At 43.1% G+C, this 16,435-nt stretch carries 12 protein-coding genes and 1 pseudogene; 12 read left to right on the top strand and 1 reads right to left on the bottom strand.

Going from position 1 to position 16,435, the window contains the following annotated elements; translation table 11 throughout:
* Positions 1-130: 130 nt before the first annotated feature.
* The 3 genes from FAM09_RS03530 to FAM09_RS03520 all read left to right on the top strand — a co-directional run bounded on the left by FAM09_RS03530 (position 131) and on the right by FAM09_RS03520 (position 6,064).
* On the top strand, positions 131-1,249 hold the full coding sequence (locus FAM09_RS03530; RefSeq protein WP_136575686.1) for an efflux RND transporter periplasmic adaptor subunit: 1,119 nt from the start codon (positions 131-133) through the stop codon (positions 1,247-1,249).
* A gap of 63 nt (positions 1,250-1,312) precedes the next feature.
* The gene (locus tag FAM09_RS03525) at positions 1,313-4,492 is read left to right on the top strand and encodes an efflux RND transporter permease subunit (protein WP_136575685.1); all 3,180 of its coding nucleotides are present in this window, start codon (positions 1,313-1,315) and stop codon (positions 4,490-4,492) included.
* Positions 4,493-4,630: 138 nt separating this feature from the next.
* A complete protein-coding gene (locus FAM09_RS03520; RefSeq protein WP_136575684.1) occupies positions 4,631-6,064 on the top strand; it encodes a TolC family protein in 1,434 nt (477 codons plus the stop codon).
* A gap of 4 nt (positions 6,065-6,068) precedes the next feature.
* Here FAM09_RS03520 and FAM09_RS03515 read toward each other — a convergent pair whose 3' ends face one another.
* Complete coding sequence (locus tag FAM09_RS03515; protein WP_136575683.1) at positions 6,069-6,515, bottom strand: lipocalin-like domain-containing protein; 447 nt, start codon at positions 6,513-6,515, stop codon at positions 6,069-6,071.
* An 85-nt stretch (positions 6,516-6,600) separates the two neighbouring features.
* Here FAM09_RS03515 and FAM09_RS03510 point away from each other — a divergent pair, with 85 nt between their 5' ends.
* The 9 genes and pseudogenes from FAM09_RS03510 to FAM09_RS03470 all read left to right on the top strand — a co-directional run bounded on the left by FAM09_RS03510 (position 6,601) and on the right by FAM09_RS03470 (position 14,365).
* Positions 6,601-7,698: a mechanosensitive ion channel family protein gene (locus FAM09_RS03510; protein ID WP_243751579.1), complete on the top strand. Its 1,098-nt coding sequence runs from the start codon at positions 6,601-6,603 to the stop codon at positions 7,696-7,698.
* Between the two features lie 118 nt (positions 7,699-7,816).
* Positions 7,817-8,338, top strand: coding sequence for a hypothetical protein (locus FAM09_RS03505; protein WP_136575682.1), 522 nt, complete (start codon positions 7,817-7,819; stop codon positions 8,336-8,338).
* Positions 8,339-8,385: 47 nt separating this feature from the next.
* Positions 8,386-9,015 (top strand): HAD family hydrolase, encoded by a 630-nt coding sequence (locus FAM09_RS03500; RefSeq protein WP_166437014.1) that lies wholly within the window; start codon positions 8,386-8,388, stop codon positions 9,013-9,015.
* Positions 9,016-9,166: 151 nt separating this feature from the next.
* Positions 9,167-10,153, top strand: a complete 987-nt coding sequence (gene rhuM / locus FAM09_RS03495; RefSeq protein ID WP_136575681.1) for a virulence protein RhuM/Fic/DOC family protein — start codon at positions 9,167-9,169, stop codon at positions 10,151-10,153.
* 389 nt (positions 10,154-10,542) lie between these two features.
* Complete coding sequence (locus FAM09_RS03490) at positions 10,543-11,400, top strand: M35 family metallo-endopeptidase (protein ID WP_136575680.1); 858 nt, start codon at positions 10,543-10,545, stop codon at positions 11,398-11,400.
* 45 nt (positions 11,401-11,445) lie between these two features.
* Positions 11,446-11,847: a hypothetical protein gene (locus FAM09_RS03485; protein ID WP_136575679.1), complete on the top strand. Its 402-nt coding sequence runs from the start codon at positions 11,446-11,448 to the stop codon at positions 11,845-11,847.
* 197 nt (positions 11,848-12,044) lie between these two features.
* Positions 12,045-12,215, top strand: a pseudogene (locus FAM09_RS03480) (winged helix-turn-helix domain-containing protein); the annotation flags it as partial.
* 550 nt (positions 12,216-12,765) lie between these two features.
* Positions 12,766-13,464, top strand: a complete 699-nt coding sequence (locus tag FAM09_RS03475) for a LamG domain-containing protein (protein ID WP_136575677.1) — start codon at positions 12,766-12,768, stop codon at positions 13,462-13,464.
* A 136-nt stretch (positions 13,465-13,600) separates the two neighbouring features.
* Positions 13,601-14,365 (top strand): metallophosphoesterase, encoded by a 765-nt coding sequence (locus FAM09_RS03470; protein WP_136575676.1) that lies wholly within the window; start codon positions 13,601-13,603, stop codon positions 14,363-14,365.
* Positions 14,366-16,435 lie beyond the last annotated feature (2,070 nt).

The following is a 16,435-nucleotide window of genomic DNA, read 5'->3' as shown; positions in this document are numbered from 1 at the left end:
ATACACATACGAATTTTCACTTCTGATTTTTAATTGGAACCATTAACTGCTTGCCACACAAATTCTTTTGGTTGGGATCTATAGCTCTGTCCCGTCCTATCTAATACTTCATATAATCTATTGTATAAAAATGAAAGCTTTAACCGCATTGACTATTTTGTGCATAATCTGGTTAACAGGTTGTGGCGTAAAAGGTAATACAGAAACGAAAATAAAAGATCTTGAGTTGCCGGTTTTTCAATTGCGTAGTAAGGATACAACGCTTCACCGGTCGTACGTGGCCAGCATTAATGCCTATCAAAATGTTGAACTACGGGCTAAAGTATCGGGGTTCCTGGAAAGTATTCTCGTTGATGAAGGGCAATTGGTAAAAAAAGGACAACTGATGTTCCAGTTGAACGATGCAGAATTCAAAGTGCAGTTGTCGGAAGCAAAGGCTTCATTGACCAGCGCTATGGCCGAAGTAAAAAGCGCGGAAGTGGAGTTGCGCCGGGTACAATCGCTTGTTGACAAGAAGATCGTTTCCGATTCAGAGCTGGACCTGGCTAATGCAAAATTGACTGCTGCGAAAGCAAAAGTAGATGAAGCATTGGCTAAAGAAGAAAAAGCGAAGATCAATCTTTCTTATACCGCGGTAAGAGCGCCGTTCGACGGCATTATTGACCGCATACCACACAAGTTAGGTAGTTTGGTTACGGAAGGTATTTTGCTGACCAGGGTTTCGGATAATCATGCCATGCACGTGTACTTTAAGGTGTCGGAACAGGAATATTTAAATTATGTAAAGAATAAGCAGGCAGGCAAACAGGTGCAACAACCGGCTGAGCTGATGCTGGCCGATGGAACAGTTTATAAACATCGCGGAAAAATAGAAACCATGGAAGGGGAGTTTGATAAAGAAACCGGCTCCATTGCATTCCGGGCGGTTTTTCCCAATCCATCGGGATTACTCAAGCATGGCGCCAGCGGGAATATCCTGTTGACCTCCGCTATTTCAAAAGCATTGATAATTCCACAAAGAGCGGTGCTGGAAATTCAGGACCGGAATTATGTTTTTGTATTGGGCGACGATTTCAAAGTGCGCATGAAAAGCTTTGTGCCTGATGCCCGTATTGATGATTTTGTATTGGTAAAATCGGGGCTTTCAGCAGGCGACCGCATTGTGTACGAAGGTGTACAAAATATCAAGGAAGGCAGTTCAGTTAAACCACGCATGATATCTGTTGACAGTATTCTTGCTGCAGAATGATTGTTGTAAAGACGATCGTAAAGTATTTCAACAACATTTATTAAAGCAGCAAAATCCAAAAGCATGTTTGAGACCTTTATCAAACGGCCTGTGTTGTCGTTAGTAATTTCAATTGTCATCATATTACTGGGCGCGCTCGCCTTATTCTCATTACCGGTAACCCAATTCCCCGACATCGTACCGCCTTCGGTAATGGTAACTGCTACCTATAATGGAGCGAATGCCGACGTGTGTACAAAAGCAGTGGCAGTTCCATTGGAACGCGCCATTAATGGCGTGCCTGGAATGACCTACATGAGCTCTGTAAGCAGTAACAACGGTGTTACTTTAATACAGGTGTTTTTTGAAGTAGGCACCGATCCCGACCAGGCAGCCGTGAATGTCCAAAACCGGGTAATAACGGTACTGGATGAACTACCGGAAGAAGTAGTTAAAGCCGGTGTTACCTCGGAAAAAGAAGTGAACTCGATGCTCCTGTATTTGAACATCATGAGTGCCGACAGTACGGCCGATGAAGAATTTATTTATAATTTCACTGACATCAATGTACTGCAGGAATTAAAAAGGATCGATGGCGTAGGATTGGTTGATATTATGGGTTCGCGCGATTACTCCATGCGCGTTTGGTTGAAGCCTGACAAATTATTGGCCTATAATATTTCAACAGAAGAGATCATAGCAGGATTACGTCATCAGAATATTGAAGCTGCGCCCGGATCAACCGGCGAAAATTCCGGGAAAGACAAGCAGGCAAAACAATACATCCTGAAATATACCGGTAAGTTCAATACACCCGAACAATACCGCAATGTGATCCTGCGGGCAAACGAAGATGGTTCGTTATTACGGTTAAAAGATATAGCCGATGTGGAGTTTGGAACGGTAAGTTATGATATGGTGTCTAAAACTGATGGCCGTCCGTCTGCTTCCATTATGATAAAACAACGGCCGGGGTCCAATGCGCGGGAAGTAATTCAAACAATCAAAGCCAGGATGGAGGACTTGAAAGCGACCGCTTTTCCACCCGGTATGTCCTATAACTATGCCTATGATGTATCGCGTTTTCTCGATGCCAGTATTCACGAAGTGTTGCGAACCCTGCTCGAAGCATTTATTCTCGTGTTCATTGTGGTGTTCATCTTTTTGCAGGATTTCCGTTCAACCCTGATCCCGGCATTGGCAGTGCCTGTAGCCCTGGTAGGAACGCTTGCGTTCATGCAAATGCTGGGCTTCTCCATTAATATGCTTACGCTGTTTGCATTGGTGCTGGCTATTGGTATTGTGGTTGACAATGCGATTGTGGTGGTGGAAGCGGTTCACGTGAAAATGCAGGAAGAACATTTGCCGGCCACCGAAGCAACCATTGCAGCGATGAAAGAGATCGGTGGCGCTATCATTGCTATCACCGGAGTTATGTCGGCCGTATTTGTGCCGGTGGCATTTCTTTCAGGTCCGGTGGGGGTTTTCTACAGGCAGTTCTCGCTTACCCTGGCCATGTCGATTGTTATTTCAGGGATCAATGCTCTTACCCTTACACCGGCGCTGTGTGCTTTGCTGTTGAAACATGACCATGCGGGTAAACGAAAGAAGAACCTGTTGCAACGTTTCTTTAATTCATTTAACCGCGTGTATAACCGCACCGAACAAACCTATGGCAGCCTGGTGCAACAATTGGTGAAACGGAAAATGATCACGGTCGGGTTGCTGGTTTTATTCTGCGTTGCTACCTGGGGTATTTCACAATTTTTGCCTTCGGGTTTCATTCCGGCCGAAGACCAGAGCATGGTATATGTAAATGTAACCACGCCGCCCGGTTCTACGGTAGAACGTACGGAAGATGTGTTGGACGCCGTGCAGGAAGCTATCGGCAACGATAAAAGTATAGATAACATCAGCACATTAGCGGGCTATAGTTTGATGAGCGATGTTACGGGTGCATCGTATGGCATGGCCATGATCAATTTGAAAAGCTGGGAAGAGAGAACGGAAACCATTCCCGAAATTATAAAAGGCCTGAAAATAAAAACAGCGCATATTGCTGATGCGGTGATCGAGTATTTTGAACCGCCCACTGTTCCCGGCTTTGGTAATGCCGGCGGTTTTGAATTCAGATTGCTGAATAAGAACCGCAATGCGGGGTTGCAGGAAATGGCGGAAGTGTCGGATAAGTTTCTGACTACGCTGAAACAACAGCCAGCCATTTCAGGCGCCAATACCAGCTTCGATCCCAACTTCCCGCAATACCTCATCCATATTGACCAGGAAATGGCGGCCAAGCAGGGCGTGAGTGTGGAGAATGCCATGAATACATTGCAAACGTTGCTGGGAAGTTATTATGCAACCAATTTTATTCGCTTTGAACAAATGTATAAGGTGATGTTGCAGGCCCTGCCTGAATACCGCGCCAATCCTGAAGACGTATTGAAGTTATACGTCAAAAACGACAAGGGCGAAATGGTGCCTTATTCAAATTTCATCAGGATGGAAAAGGTGTTCGGTCCCGAGCAGATCACGCGGTATAATATGTATACGGCAGCGATGATCAATGGCGATGCGGCTACCGGCTTCTCCAGCGGACAGGCAATTAGTGCCATCCAGCATGTGGCAGACAGCGTATTGCCCAAAGGCTATACGTATGAATGGAGCGGGATGACAAGGGAACAGATCATTTCGGGTAATCAGGCTGTTTATATTTTCATCGTGTGCCTGGTGTTTGTGTACCTGCTGCTGGCTGCGCAATATGAAAGCTTTTTATTACCGCTTGCGGTGATCCTTTCGTTACCGGCAGGTATTGCCGGTGCATTTGCATTGCTGCTGGCAATGGGATTGGAAAATAATATCTACGCCCAGGTAGCGCTGATCATGTTGATAGGGCTACTGGCCAAAAATGCCATCCTGATCGTTGAAGTAGCAGTACAAAGGCATCGCGCCGGAGTGCGGGTAATAGAAGCGGCGAAGGAAGGCGCTGTATCGAGGTTGCGTCCTATCCTGATGACATCATTTGCTTTTATTGCCGGGTTGATACCATTGTGTATTGCCAATGGCGCAGGCGCTATGGGTAATAGATCTATCGGCAACGCTGCTGCAGGCGGTATGCTGGCGGGTACGCTGTTTGGTATTTTCCTGGTGCCGGGTTTATACGGACTGTTCATGTATCGTCGTACAAAGAAAAAAGGAAAAAAGAACGTGGCGGTAAGGGAAGACGAACCGCTGACGGAACATATAGTGGCTGATGAATCGTGAATGTTGTTGTTACCGGTTACCGGATTCCGGTTGCCAGGTAAAAAGTTCGAAGATGCCGATTGAAGGAAGACTGATCTACATTCAAGGCCCGGTAACTGGTAAATGGCAACTGGTAAATAAATTAAACTTGAAAAACTAATGAATCATATTCATCGATTAATCATAGTTTTTATAATTGGCATTACGACGGGTTGCAAAGTAATGACGCCGTACACACTGCCCACGGTGAAGCAGTTGCCCAGGCAGTATGACGAAAAAAGTGCAACAGCTGATTCGGTAAAATTGGTTTTCAAAAATATATTCTCCGATACCTGTTTGCATAATTTTATTGCAATGGCATTAAAAGACAATACCGACCTGAATATTGCATTGCAACGCATAACCATGGCGCATGCCCGCCTGGCAGAGCGGAAAGGCGCATTTTTACCAGCGATGAACGGCGTTGTTAGTGGCGCCGCTGACAGGTACGGCAATTACACAATGAATGGCGTAGGTAACTTCGACACCAATCTTTCACCCAATATCAGCAAGGACCAGCGAATACCAGTAAAGCCAACTACTGATCTGTTTATAGGTTTAAGCAGCACCTGGGAAATTGATCTCTGGGGTAAATTGCAGCATCTTAAAAAAGCAGCACAGGCAGAATTATGGGCTACCGAAAAGGGAAAGCAGTTGATCATTACTTCATTGGTGGCAACGCTGGCCGAGGGTTATTATAACTTACTTGGCCTGGATACGGAGTTGAAAATTGTAAGAAAGAATATTGAACTGCAACAGAGAGCGCTGGAGATCGTACTGGCGCAAAAAGCGGGTGGCCGTGCTAATGAACTGGCAGTACAGCAATTCAGGGCGCAGTTGTTAAATACACAAAGCATAGAATTCAGAATTCTGCAAGAGCGCGTACAGGTGGAGAATGAATTAAATGCCATGGCCGGAAATTACCCGCACCAGATCATGCGCGATACTTCGCTGCCCGAATCGGTGGCTATTTCTATTGAAACCGGTTTGCCCACCAGCTTATTATCGGCAAGGCCGGATGTTCAACAGGCAGAATATGAAATGCAGATGGCTAAGGAAAATGTGCAGGCTGCCCGTGCGGCATTTCTACCCTCATTAACTCTTAGTCCGTATGTGGCCCTCAATGCGTTTACCCCTTCTTTATTAATGAATGCCGGGAGTATAGCGTATGGAGCAGCAGGCGGTCTTACTGCTCCGCTGTTTCAGCAACGGCGGTTAAAGGCGCAGTTTGTAATTGCCAACGCTGCCAGTAAGGAAACTGTTTATAATTATCAGCAGAAATTACTGAATGCATACAGCGAGGTAGTCACCCAAATGAATGCGGTAGATAACTTCAAAAGATCGTATGCGCTTAAGCTGCAGGAAGTACAGGAATTGCAAAAGGCCGTAGCGTCGGCCCGGGAATTATACCTTACCGGGTATGCCACTTACCTGGAAGTTTTCACTGCGCAAAAAAATGTGCTGGATGCTGAGTTGCAGTTATTGGCGCAGAAGAAAGGCATTTATCTTTCATTGATACAATTATACCGGTCGCTGGGCGGCGGGTGGGAGTAAAAAATTACTCCTTCACCCGCACATACTTCTCAATATTCAACCGGTCAATGCCGGTTGCTTCTACTTTTTCTACTCCCTGCTGGATCAATGTATCATTGTTTATATGAACGGTGAAATGAAATTCATTGGCTTCCCAGTTTCTATCGTTGCAGTATTCCAGGTGTTCGGTGTAAGTACTGTCTTTGAGCGTATACCTGCCACCGCCGGCAGCAAAGAAGGCCGATGAAGAATCTTTACCTTTGCTCAGATCATGACCTAAAAATGCAAAATGTGAGTCATTGATGATCTTGATGAATTGTTTGTTTTGCGTGTAGTCGGTAATGGTGGTGTCGTTCTTTTCTATGATGGTTCCGCTCAACAGTTTCCAGGTGCCGGTAACAGGCAGTGATTGTTTTTTGTGCGTGCATGATATATACAGTAGAATTATAATGGCTCCTGTGGTTAGCCTCATGTGATTTGATTTCCTTTAAAAGTATTGCAAAATGTTTGTAGCAGCAGCAAAACCATGGTTGTTTTCTCTTAAGTAAGGCAATGGCATGAAATTTTGTACCTCAAGGATCATGCAATGGTGGGAGCGGATATTTATGGGTAACACCCTGTTAAACTGGTTAATAGCTATCGGGATCATTGTTATAACCTGGACGGTGATTCGTATAGCCAGGGTAGTGTTGTTAAAACGGTTTAAAAAGTTTTCTACCAGCACCCGTACTACGCTTGATGATTTTATTGTACAATTAGCCGAAGGGGCATTGGTCCCCGCATTATATTTAGGCGGCTTGTATGCCGGCGTTTCTTATTTAACGTTAAGTGCCCGGGTAGAGCGGCTGCTGCAAATAGCCGTAATGGTAGTGGTTACTTTTATTATTATTAAAACCATTACCTCGGCGTTAAACTATCTTATTAGTAATGCCCTTGGCCACAATGCAGAAGATATAGAAAAAAAGAAGCAGGCGAGGGGAATCATCATCATTGTAAATATTGTATTGTGGGTATTGGCCCTGGTATTCCTGGTCAATAACCTGGGCTATAACATAACTTCAGTAATAACCGGTTTGGGTATAGGGGGCGTGGCTATTGCGCTGGCTTCGCAAAACATTCTCGGCGATCTGTTCAATTATTTCGTTATCTTCTTTGATAAGCCCTTCGAAGTGGGCGATTTTATTATAGTAGATGATAAGATGGGTGCTATAGAATACATTGGTGTAAAAAGCACCCGTATCAGAACGTTGAGTGGAGAACAGTTGATCTGTTCCAATACCAACCTGGTGAACGCCCGCATACACAATTACAAACGTATGGAAAAGCGGCGGGTACAGTTCAACTTTGGATTAGTGTATAACACGCCGCCCGATAAAGTACAAAAAGTACCTGTACTGGTAAAAGAGATCATTGAGGCCCAGGAATCAACAGTGTTCGACCGGGCGCATTTCTCAGCGTTTGGGCAGTTTAGTTTAACCTTTGAAATAGTATATTTTATTTTAAGTCCCGATTACAATTTATATATGGACCGCCAGCAAGCCATTTACCTGGCCATATTAAATGCATTTAAAAAAGAAGGCCTTCAGTTCGCATTACCAACACAAACGCTGCTATTTAACGAAGTTCCGTTTGCACGACCGGAACTTAAAAGCTAAAATTATTCCACAAGCTGTGGAGGGATTTCCCCCCATAGAAAAGTGGCTAATCACATAAATTTATGAAAGAGGCAACGGAAGCGGGCAATTGGGTGTCAATGGGACACAAACTTAACATATGAAAAGGCTGATTGCAGTTTTGTCGCTTTTTGCATTTATTACCCTGGGCGCCTGTAAAAAAGATAAAGATGGCATTGCCTATTCTGGGGAGTATGAAAAAAGCTATCGGGCCTGGCTCGATTTTCAAGCCGGGTCTGAAGATTCGTATATGTACCAGGTGGAATCCAGTTCATGGACAGGATATAGCAAGCAAACGACCATCACGGTAAAACAGGGAAAAATAATTGAGCGGTCGTATTCCCTGAATGCAATGAGGTGGCCGGGCAATGTTTTAACTGTAGTAAACGAATGGAAAGAAGATGCGACCCAGTTGGGAACGCACAATGAAGGGCACGAGTTATTAACGCTTGAAGAATTATACCAGAAAGCAAAGAGCGATTGGTTGCTGGAAAGGTTTGATGCCAAAACGTATTTTGAAACGGATAATAATGGCATGATATCAGTATGTGGATATTCAAAGAATGGTTGTGCGGATGATTGCTTTAATGGAGTGCGTATTACGTTTATCAGACCTTTGTAGGGTGGTTGTCTCCGGGTAGAGCAACCGCTTTGAAATAAAACCGGGTTATGATAAAAAAGGCGCTTATAATAGATTTGGATAACACCATCTTTCCGGTACCGCAGATCGGTGATGCTTTATTTGCACCCTTGTTTGAATTGATAGAACAGGAGGGAAGCCATGCCGGGGAGTTGGATAAAATAAAAGATGAAGTGATGCGGCGGCCTTTTCAGCAGGTAGCGAAAGAACATCAATTCAGTGAGAGCTTAACCAGGAAATGCGTGGAGGTGTTAAAGGAATTAACGTATAACGGGCCCATTGAGCCGTTTGAAGATTTTGCATTGGTGCGGCATTTACCATGCGATAAATTCTTAGTGACTACAGGCTTCCCAAAAATGCAACAAAGTAAAGTAGACAGGTTGGCTTTAGCGCCCGATTTTAAAGAGATCCACATCATTGATCCTTCTACTACCAACAAAGTGAAGAAGGATGTATTTGCAGATATTGTACAGCGACATGGTTATGCAAAAGAAGCAGTGCTGGTAATTGGCGATGACCTGCAATCAGAAATAAAGGCGGCGCAGGAGTTAGGCATTGATGCGGTTTGGTACGATAAGTATGGGCGGTATGAGGATAAGCCTTCGGTTCGAAAGATCTCCGATTATAAGGAGTTGATACAGATTTTGACTTCACTATAAGTATATCTGCACTTGATAAAAAAAATCACGGAACATTTTGGTTTATAGCACAACCCTGACTGTTATTATATAAGGGGTGATTTCATCGACTATGGTTAAACGATCGATATCGTTTGGCTTAATTCATTATGAAATCATAAAACCCTTTAAAATGGAGCGTACAGGAGAGATTGTTATGTATCAGTCGCCGGATGGTCATACGTCTATTGATGTAAAGCTTGAAAATGAGACGGTATGGTTAAGTTTAAATCAAATGGCTGCCTTGTTTGGTCGCGACAAGTCTGTGATTTCCAGGCATATAGTAAATGTATTTAATGAGTCTGAATTAGTTAGAGATTCAGTTGTTGCAAAAAATGCAACAACTGGATCTGATGGTAAAATTTATCAGGTTGAATATTTCAACCTGGATGTGGTAATCTCAATTGGTTACCGGGTAAAATCTCAGCGCGGCACTCAGTTCCGCATTTGGGCCAACAGAGTTTTAAAAGAGTATCTGGTTAAAGGTTATGCTTTAAATGAAAAACGTCTTCAGGAACAGTCCAGGCAGTTGGATGATCTTAAACAAGCTGTAAAATTATTGGGAAATGTGGTCGGCAATCATGAGCTAACCTCGGATGAAGCTACCGGCCTATTAAAAGTGGTTACTGATTATACCTACGCCCTGGATGTATTGGATAGATACGATCACCAGGTACTTGAAATACACGATACCACTGCCAATGAATTATATCAGATAACCTACGACGAGGCTATATGGGCTATTAAAGGGTTGCGGAACAAGTTCGGTGGCAGCTTGCTTTTTGGCAATGAAAAAGACGAATCATTTCAAGGGTCATTAGCTGCTATTTACCAAACTTTCGATGGGCATTATGTGTATCCAAGCGTAGAAGAAAAAGCCGCTAACCTGTTATATTTTGTTGTAAAGAATCATTCCTTCTCAGATGGCAATAAACGCATCGCTGCATTCCTGTTTGTATGGTTTATGGAGAAGAATCATATTTTGTACCGGCACGATGGTTCAAAAAGGATAGCAGACAATGCATTAGTCGCCATTACATTGATGATTGCCGAAAGCAAACCTGTAGAAAAAGACATGATGACAAAGGTGGTGGTGAATTTGATTAATTTGAAGAATTGACAACTGCCAGGCAGTATAGCACTTTGCCCGACCTTGCTTCGCCGAAGCTTCGCGAAGGCGCAGTATGTTTCGGGACCCTGCAAAGCGCATACTGAGCGCCCTGAGCGAAGTCGAAGGGTCGAAGTAACAACCAGTTCTGCAGCAGCGGAGCTGGTTGTTTTTTGTGCCATTGCAGTTCATATTTATACCGGGAGGATCATTGTAAATATTATATGATAACTGTTTTCAATAATCGAATAATACATATATTTGATTACACAACTACAAGCTCCGTTAAGTACTTCTGATTTAGTTGCAATACGCATCATCTACATGACAGTCCAACCACTTCAGTACATTAATTGAGTGCCTTACAGGCAAAAAGACTATTTAATTTAAAATTTCATAGCTTGGGTAAACCGGCAGCACGAATAGGCGATATGCATAATTGTCCGGCGGTATCACCGGGTGGTGTGCCGCACGCGGGTGGACCGATTGTTGGCCCCGGATGTCCAACGGTATTGATAGAAGGAGCGCCCGCCGCAACAGTTGATGATACCTGCCTTTGTAATGGCGGAATGGATAAAATAATTACCGGCTCATCGGGTGTAATTATAGGAGGCAAAGAGGCAGTCCGGATGGGAGATCGATGTGCACATGGCGGGGTGGTAGTAGGAGGGAGTGGGAGGGTGTTGATTGGGGAGCGAGGGGGGCGCAGCCTTTTAAGATTGCCAGGGTTTAAAAAAGTTGATGAGGAATTTATAGAGCCTTCTGAAGAAGAAAAGAAAGCAATCATTAATCAGGCAATCCAGGATTGTATAAGCCTGCTAGAGAAAAAGCTTGCGTTGCTACAAAATGAAGATTGCAATACACTTTTGGAGTTTAAAAAATGGTTTGGAACGGATGATCATGAAGCAAAGCAAATTATTTTAACGAGAATTAGAAGGTCGTTAGAGGTGAGTCGTAGTTTAACGGAAGTTAATTTTTCATCAATAATAAACGAAAAGGCTAAGAAGGAGGATTATGCTAACGCTTATCATGATGATGAATTACATCGAATATTTCTTGGGGATTTATTTTGGGGAGCTGATACTAAAGGAAAAAATTCTAAAGCTTCGGTCATAATTCATGAATTATCTCACTTTAATGATATTGGACCAACAGAAGATGTTATCTATGGAGAGACTCGTTGCATAAATTTGGCAAAGGATCATCCAGGGTTGGCTCTAATCAATGCAGACACGTTTGAGTTTTTTATAATAGCATGAATTAAAGTATACATCATTTTTGGCTAATTAAAATTTATGTGTTTTATGGAAGAAAAGTTTGTTGATATTTATTTATCAGTTGATATAAAAAAGGATTTATTGCTTGCTCATGTACAATTTTTTAATAATTCCGATACGGAAATATTTTTAGATACAAAAACTATATGTAGTGATAATAGAACAAGGAGGAGCGTTTTTCATATCACAGACGAAAATCAGAATAAAGTTCAATATCAAGGAATTCTGGTAAAACGGGTAGTTGTTCCGGAGGATTATGTTCCACTTAAGGCGGGCGAAAAAATAGAAGCTACGATTGTTTTAAATGAAGTATATAAATTGGAAAAAGGTCATAAGTACAATATCCAGTACTCTGTTTTTCATCCAACTTATATGGATGAAGCAGGTTTTACAAAGCTTGAATCAAATCAGGTGGAAGTTAATTATTAATGGTAATAAAGAGCAGTAGAATTGGCACTAGGGTTATTTCGCAATGGATGGTGGAGATTAAAGGGAAACCAGCGGAAGCGTCGGAGATAATGGCGGTAGAACGTCGGGAAGAAGTCGGTGAAACGTCGGTCGAATGTCGGTCGAACGTCGGTGAAACGTAGGTCGAACGTCGGCATGACGTCGGTCGAACGTCAAGGAAAATTTTAGATTTGGTAAAGGCTAATCCGGAAATCACTATGCTCGAATTAGCTGCCCAAATTGGTGTTTCTAAACGCTCCATTGAAAGAAATATTCAAAAACTTCAAAAGGACAAATTGTTGATAAGATTAGGGGCTTCTTTTGGCGGAAGTTGGGAAGTGATGGAATGATTTTCTTTTATCGAATTGAAGTTTCAGGCGTTCGTAAAGTTCTTAACAACCACTTCTGCAGCGGAGCTGGTTTTTTTGTGGTTATACGATTGCGTAGTTTAATAACACGATTATAAGCCTATAGACTTATAATTGTGCATTATAAGCCTGTAGGCTTATATTTAAAAATCGAATGTCGGAATTGTGACCATTTTGTTGATTTCAACAAAATGGTTTTCAAATTACCATTTTACTGACGCCAGGAATAATGGTCGTTATCTGCATTTGTCGTAAGGTGAGTTGTAAAGAAATCCTTGACAACTGGAGTTAAGCCAGATATCAGTTATTCGAAATTTCGAACAACTTAACAATCCGAAATTTCCGGAAGACTCACTATATTCCATCAATGACAGTTGGGCTATGTGCATCATGGTGAAAATAGAAAATTTAATGCGAAGGCGGTGATTGAGGTAGAACCTTAAACCACGACAAGACTAATTCTTAAACAATATCATTGTAGCGTGAGGATTCCGGGTGGGATATTTGCAGTATTAATCTAAAACGCATTACCATGATAAAGGCATTGAATTTAGTTGTATTGTCAACCCTTTGTGCGTTGACGACGTGGGCGCAAACAATAACCTGGAAAAAGCAGGAGTTTGAGTTAAAGAATGTTACCGCTTCGGTTATGAAAGTAAATGGAGAAGAAGTGTTGAAAGTGGAGCGGGATCTGAAGGTATTGCCATTTGATGAGAAGAAACTGGCTGCCACAGTAGATGAACCCACGTATGTTAAATTAAAGAATGTGGTGTTGGAAAACGGTACTATAGAAGTGAAAATGTTAAGCAGGATCCAGGACCCATCGCCATTTGAAGCAGCAAGAGGATTTATCGGGTTGGCCTTTTGGATAAGTGAAAAGGATACCGCATATGAATCCATTTACTTAAGGCCAAAGAATGGGAGAGCAGAGGACCAGTTCATGCGCAACCATACGGTGCAGTATTATTCGTATCCGCATTACAAGTTCGACCGGTTAAGGCGCGAGTCGGCGGGATTATACGAAACCTATGTTGATATAGGGTTAAATGAATGGATCACTTTCCGGATAGAAATAGAAGGGGAGAAGGCAAGACTTTATATAAATGATCAAAAGCATCCATCGTTTATTGTGAATAAAATGAAAGGCAGCATGACCCGCGGCGCAATAGCCCTGTGGGTAGATATTGGAACGATCGGGTATTTTAAGGATTTGAAGGTTAGAGCCAAATAGAAAGAATAAACGAATCTGTGGGAACCATTTTCGTGACGTCACGAAAATGGTTGGTGGGGGATCTCCTTCCCGACGTCAGGAAGGTGATCGGGCTTCAGTTAACCGGAATTTCCGGAATACTCCCTATATTCCTGCTATGAAAATTCAATACTGTTCCGATCTGCACCTGGAAATGCCCGATAATGAAAAGTACATAAAGCGCCACCTGCTGGAACCGGTGGGAGAGGTTTTGGTGCTGGCAGGTGATATCTTGCCTTTTAAATTGCATAAAACACAAACTGATTTCATTGATTTTATTGCTGGAAATTTTGAAATGGTGTATTGGGTGCCTGGGAATCATGAATATTATGGATGGGATGCTGTCACGGTAGCTGATCCGTTATTGGAGAAATTACGCAATAATGTATGGCTGGTAAACAACCAGGTGATTGACCACAAGGGAGTGAGTTTTATTTGCAGCACATTGTGGAGTAAAATAGGTGTCGTTAATGCGCTGAACATACAGCGGAGCATATCCGATTTCTATTCAATAAATTGGTTTAATAAGACATTTAATACCCGTCAGTTCAACCAGCTGCATAACCAGGCGATCGTTTTTTTAAAAAAAGCGATTAAGGAGGTGAGTGCGGAGAAAAAAATTGTGGTCACGCATCATGTCCCAACCTTACAAAATTATCCAGGAAAATTCAGGATCAGTCCGCTCAACGGCGCTTTTGTAACTGAGTTGCACGATCTCATTAATGATTCAGGGGCAGATTACTGGATCTACGGCCATCACCATAGCAATACACCGGAATTTAAAATTGGAAACACCACTATGCTGACGAATCAGTTGGGGTATGTGGCGAGGCATGAGCATGGGAGTTTTAGCCGGGGGAAGGTGGTGGAGGTGGGGGATTGAGCGCGATCTTGTGCCAGATTTCCCAACCCGGGACAACCGAAGCGTAACCGAAGCTTAACCGAACCTTCACCGAAGCCTGAGTGCAAGAATTCTCTTTTTGGGAACAATTCGAAAAGGGCGCATCATCAAATCAGGCTGAAGCACAGGTGAAGCATGGATGCCGTACTGACTCAGCACAGACTCAATATAGGATCAGTATAGACTCGCCATACACTCACTACACACTCAGTATAGATTAAGCCATGATCAGCCATACACTAGCCGTATAACAGCCGTACTTACTCCGATGTTGAAAGGATCAATGAGTTATGAAGTGATAGGCGCCTTGTAGGGCGTAAACGACACACAAACTGTACCGTCATGGTAGCAACATGGTAGGATGATGGCCTGGGTATTGTACCGGAATTGCCTGGAGACCTTACTGGTACCCTGGCGCGTAAGGCCATTTCCAGGCAATACGTAGGCAATACGTAGGCCATGCACAGGCCATGCATAGGCAATACGGCTACAGTCCGGGTTATTCGTAAGCCGGTAAGGCTTCCTTCAGTAGCATAATGGTACCGGAGTTGTACCAGGCTGGTAGCTTAATGGCCTGGGTATTGCCTGCACACCCTACAGGTATTCTCAGGGAACTGTACTGCTCTATGACCACTCTCAGACAACTGTCAGACCACTCCCTGACCACTGTTAGAGCACTCCAGCACAACCCGGCATCAATTCATGTAGGCACCCTGATGAGGGATTCCTTCATTCCTTTTTCGTTCTTCGTCCGTTCCAACGCTACCTGATTACTACCCAAACACTACCCCTTTCATAGGGAAAAACTACCTTTTTACTGCCCCTTGCCTAAGGAGAAGGGGTAGTAAAAGAGTAGTGTTTGGTAGTAAAACGCCGGAAAAAGGGTAGCCTGAAAACGAAGTAAGAACGAAGCTGGTTCGGATGTGCGCGCTGCAAGCAGATTGAAAATGTTTTCCTATATCGATATAGGAGCGGCGAGGTTTGCTCAACGCCACGTTCTTGCGCGTTGGTGCTGGCGATAAGCTAAAATCGTTTCTATAACGCTAAAGCAGATGCTATGCTTTCACCTGAACGCTTAAGGTACTGTTTAACGGTACATGCGTGCGGCAATTTGTAATTTATTCTATCAGTTCTAACACTTCCAAAAAGTCATGGTTTTATCGCAGTTTTGGTTAAGCGAACTTGATCATTATCAATTCAATTGCGGGTTGAAAGGCAGGATTTTTGATGTATAGTAGGTGAGTTTGTATTGTATGGAAACAAACTCTTTTCAGTCCGGTTTGAAGCGGTCAAGCCACTGGTTGATAAAAGCGTTCCAAAACGCTAATAGCTCATTGACATGTTGATCCCTCTTAGAATGCTGCTGACCTTCTCCGGGACTGAGCAAAGGCAGCGCTTACCCTTCTTCGCAAAGTGTTCGCAGGTTCTTCGCAATTTTGCGAACAAGCCTAAAAGGATTCTAAGAGAGATGTAAAAGAAGTTGCGAAGCATATGCTTCGCCGAAGGTGGAAAATCTACCGCCTTTTCTCCTGTTTTATACTGAAAAAGCTTGATCACTTTCTTAGACGTCAGAAGGTGACGGGCTTCAATTGTTCAATATATCGATAATTGACCTCTCTGGAAGATCCGGATGATCCAGCTATCCGGATTTTTCAGAGAGCTTCATTATGCCAGGTCTTGCTTAAACTACGTTTTAAAGTCAGCGTGATAGACAAAATTTCCAGTGGGAAACGGTTCATTTCCAGCTGGAAATTTTGTTTTTCCAACGGGAAAAACATCTTTGCCAATGTAAATTTTATCATGCCAGTGGGAATTGGATGATTGCCTGTGGGAATTTTATATTTTCCGTGGGAATCGGATAATTTCCAGTGGGAAATGGATAATTCCTTGCGGAAATTATGTCTTCACCGCGAAAAAAATGTTTTTTCCGTATGGCAATGAACTTTTTCCGTCGGGAAATTAACCTTCGCTCATCCGCGAAAATGCTTCGCCAATGGAAATGGGCTTTTTCTGATGGGAAATAAACCTTCGCTACCGGAAATACATTTTTGT

This window comes from Niastella caeni (genome assembly GCF_004834005.1).
GTDB lineage: Bacteria > Bacteroidota > Bacteroidia > Chitinophagales > Chitinophagaceae > Niastella > Niastella caeni.
Note: the sequence above shows the minus strand (reverse complement) of the source record. Positions and strands in the feature narration are given on the sequence as shown.

Excerpts from the sequence above, each read along its gene's own strand:
- FAM09_RS03530 (WP_136575686.1), top strand. The coding sequence starts at position 131 with ATGAAAGCTTTAACCGCATTGACTATTTTGTGCATAATCTGGTTAACA.
- FAM09_RS03525 (WP_136575685.1), top strand. The coding sequence starts at position 1,313 with ATGTTTGAGACCTTTATCAAACGGCCTGTGTTGTCGTTAGTAATTTCA.
- FAM09_RS03520 (WP_136575684.1), top strand. The coding sequence starts at position 4,631 with ATGAATCATATTCATCGATTAATCATAGTTTTTATAATTGGCATTACG.
- FAM09_RS03515 (WP_136575683.1), bottom strand. The coding sequence starts at position 6,515 with ATGAGGCTAACCACAGGAGCCATTATAATTCTACTGTATATATCATGC.
- FAM09_RS03510 (WP_243751579.1), top strand. The coding sequence starts at position 6,601 with ATGAAATTTTGTACCTCAAGGATCATGCAATGGTGGGAGCGGATATTT.
- FAM09_RS03505 (WP_136575682.1), top strand. The coding sequence starts at position 7,817 with ATGAAAAGGCTGATTGCAGTTTTGTCGCTTTTTGCATTTATTACCCTG.
- FAM09_RS03500 (WP_166437014.1), top strand. The coding sequence starts at position 8,386 with ATGATAAAAAAGGCGCTTATAATAGATTTGGATAACACCATCTTTCCG.
- rhuM (WP_136575681.1), top strand. The coding sequence starts at position 9,167 with ATGGAGCGTACAGGAGAGATTGTTATGTATCAGTCGCCGGATGGTCAT.
- FAM09_RS03485 (WP_136575679.1), top strand. The coding sequence starts at position 11,446 with ATGGAAGAAAAGTTTGTTGATATTTATTTATCAGTTGATATAAAAAAG.
- FAM09_RS03475 (WP_136575677.1), top strand. The coding sequence starts at position 12,766 with ATGATAAAGGCATTGAATTTAGTTGTATTGTCAACCCTTTGTGCGTTG.
- FAM09_RS03470 (WP_136575676.1), top strand. The coding sequence starts at position 13,601 with ATGAAAATTCAATACTGTTCCGATCTGCACCTGGAAATGCCCGATAAT.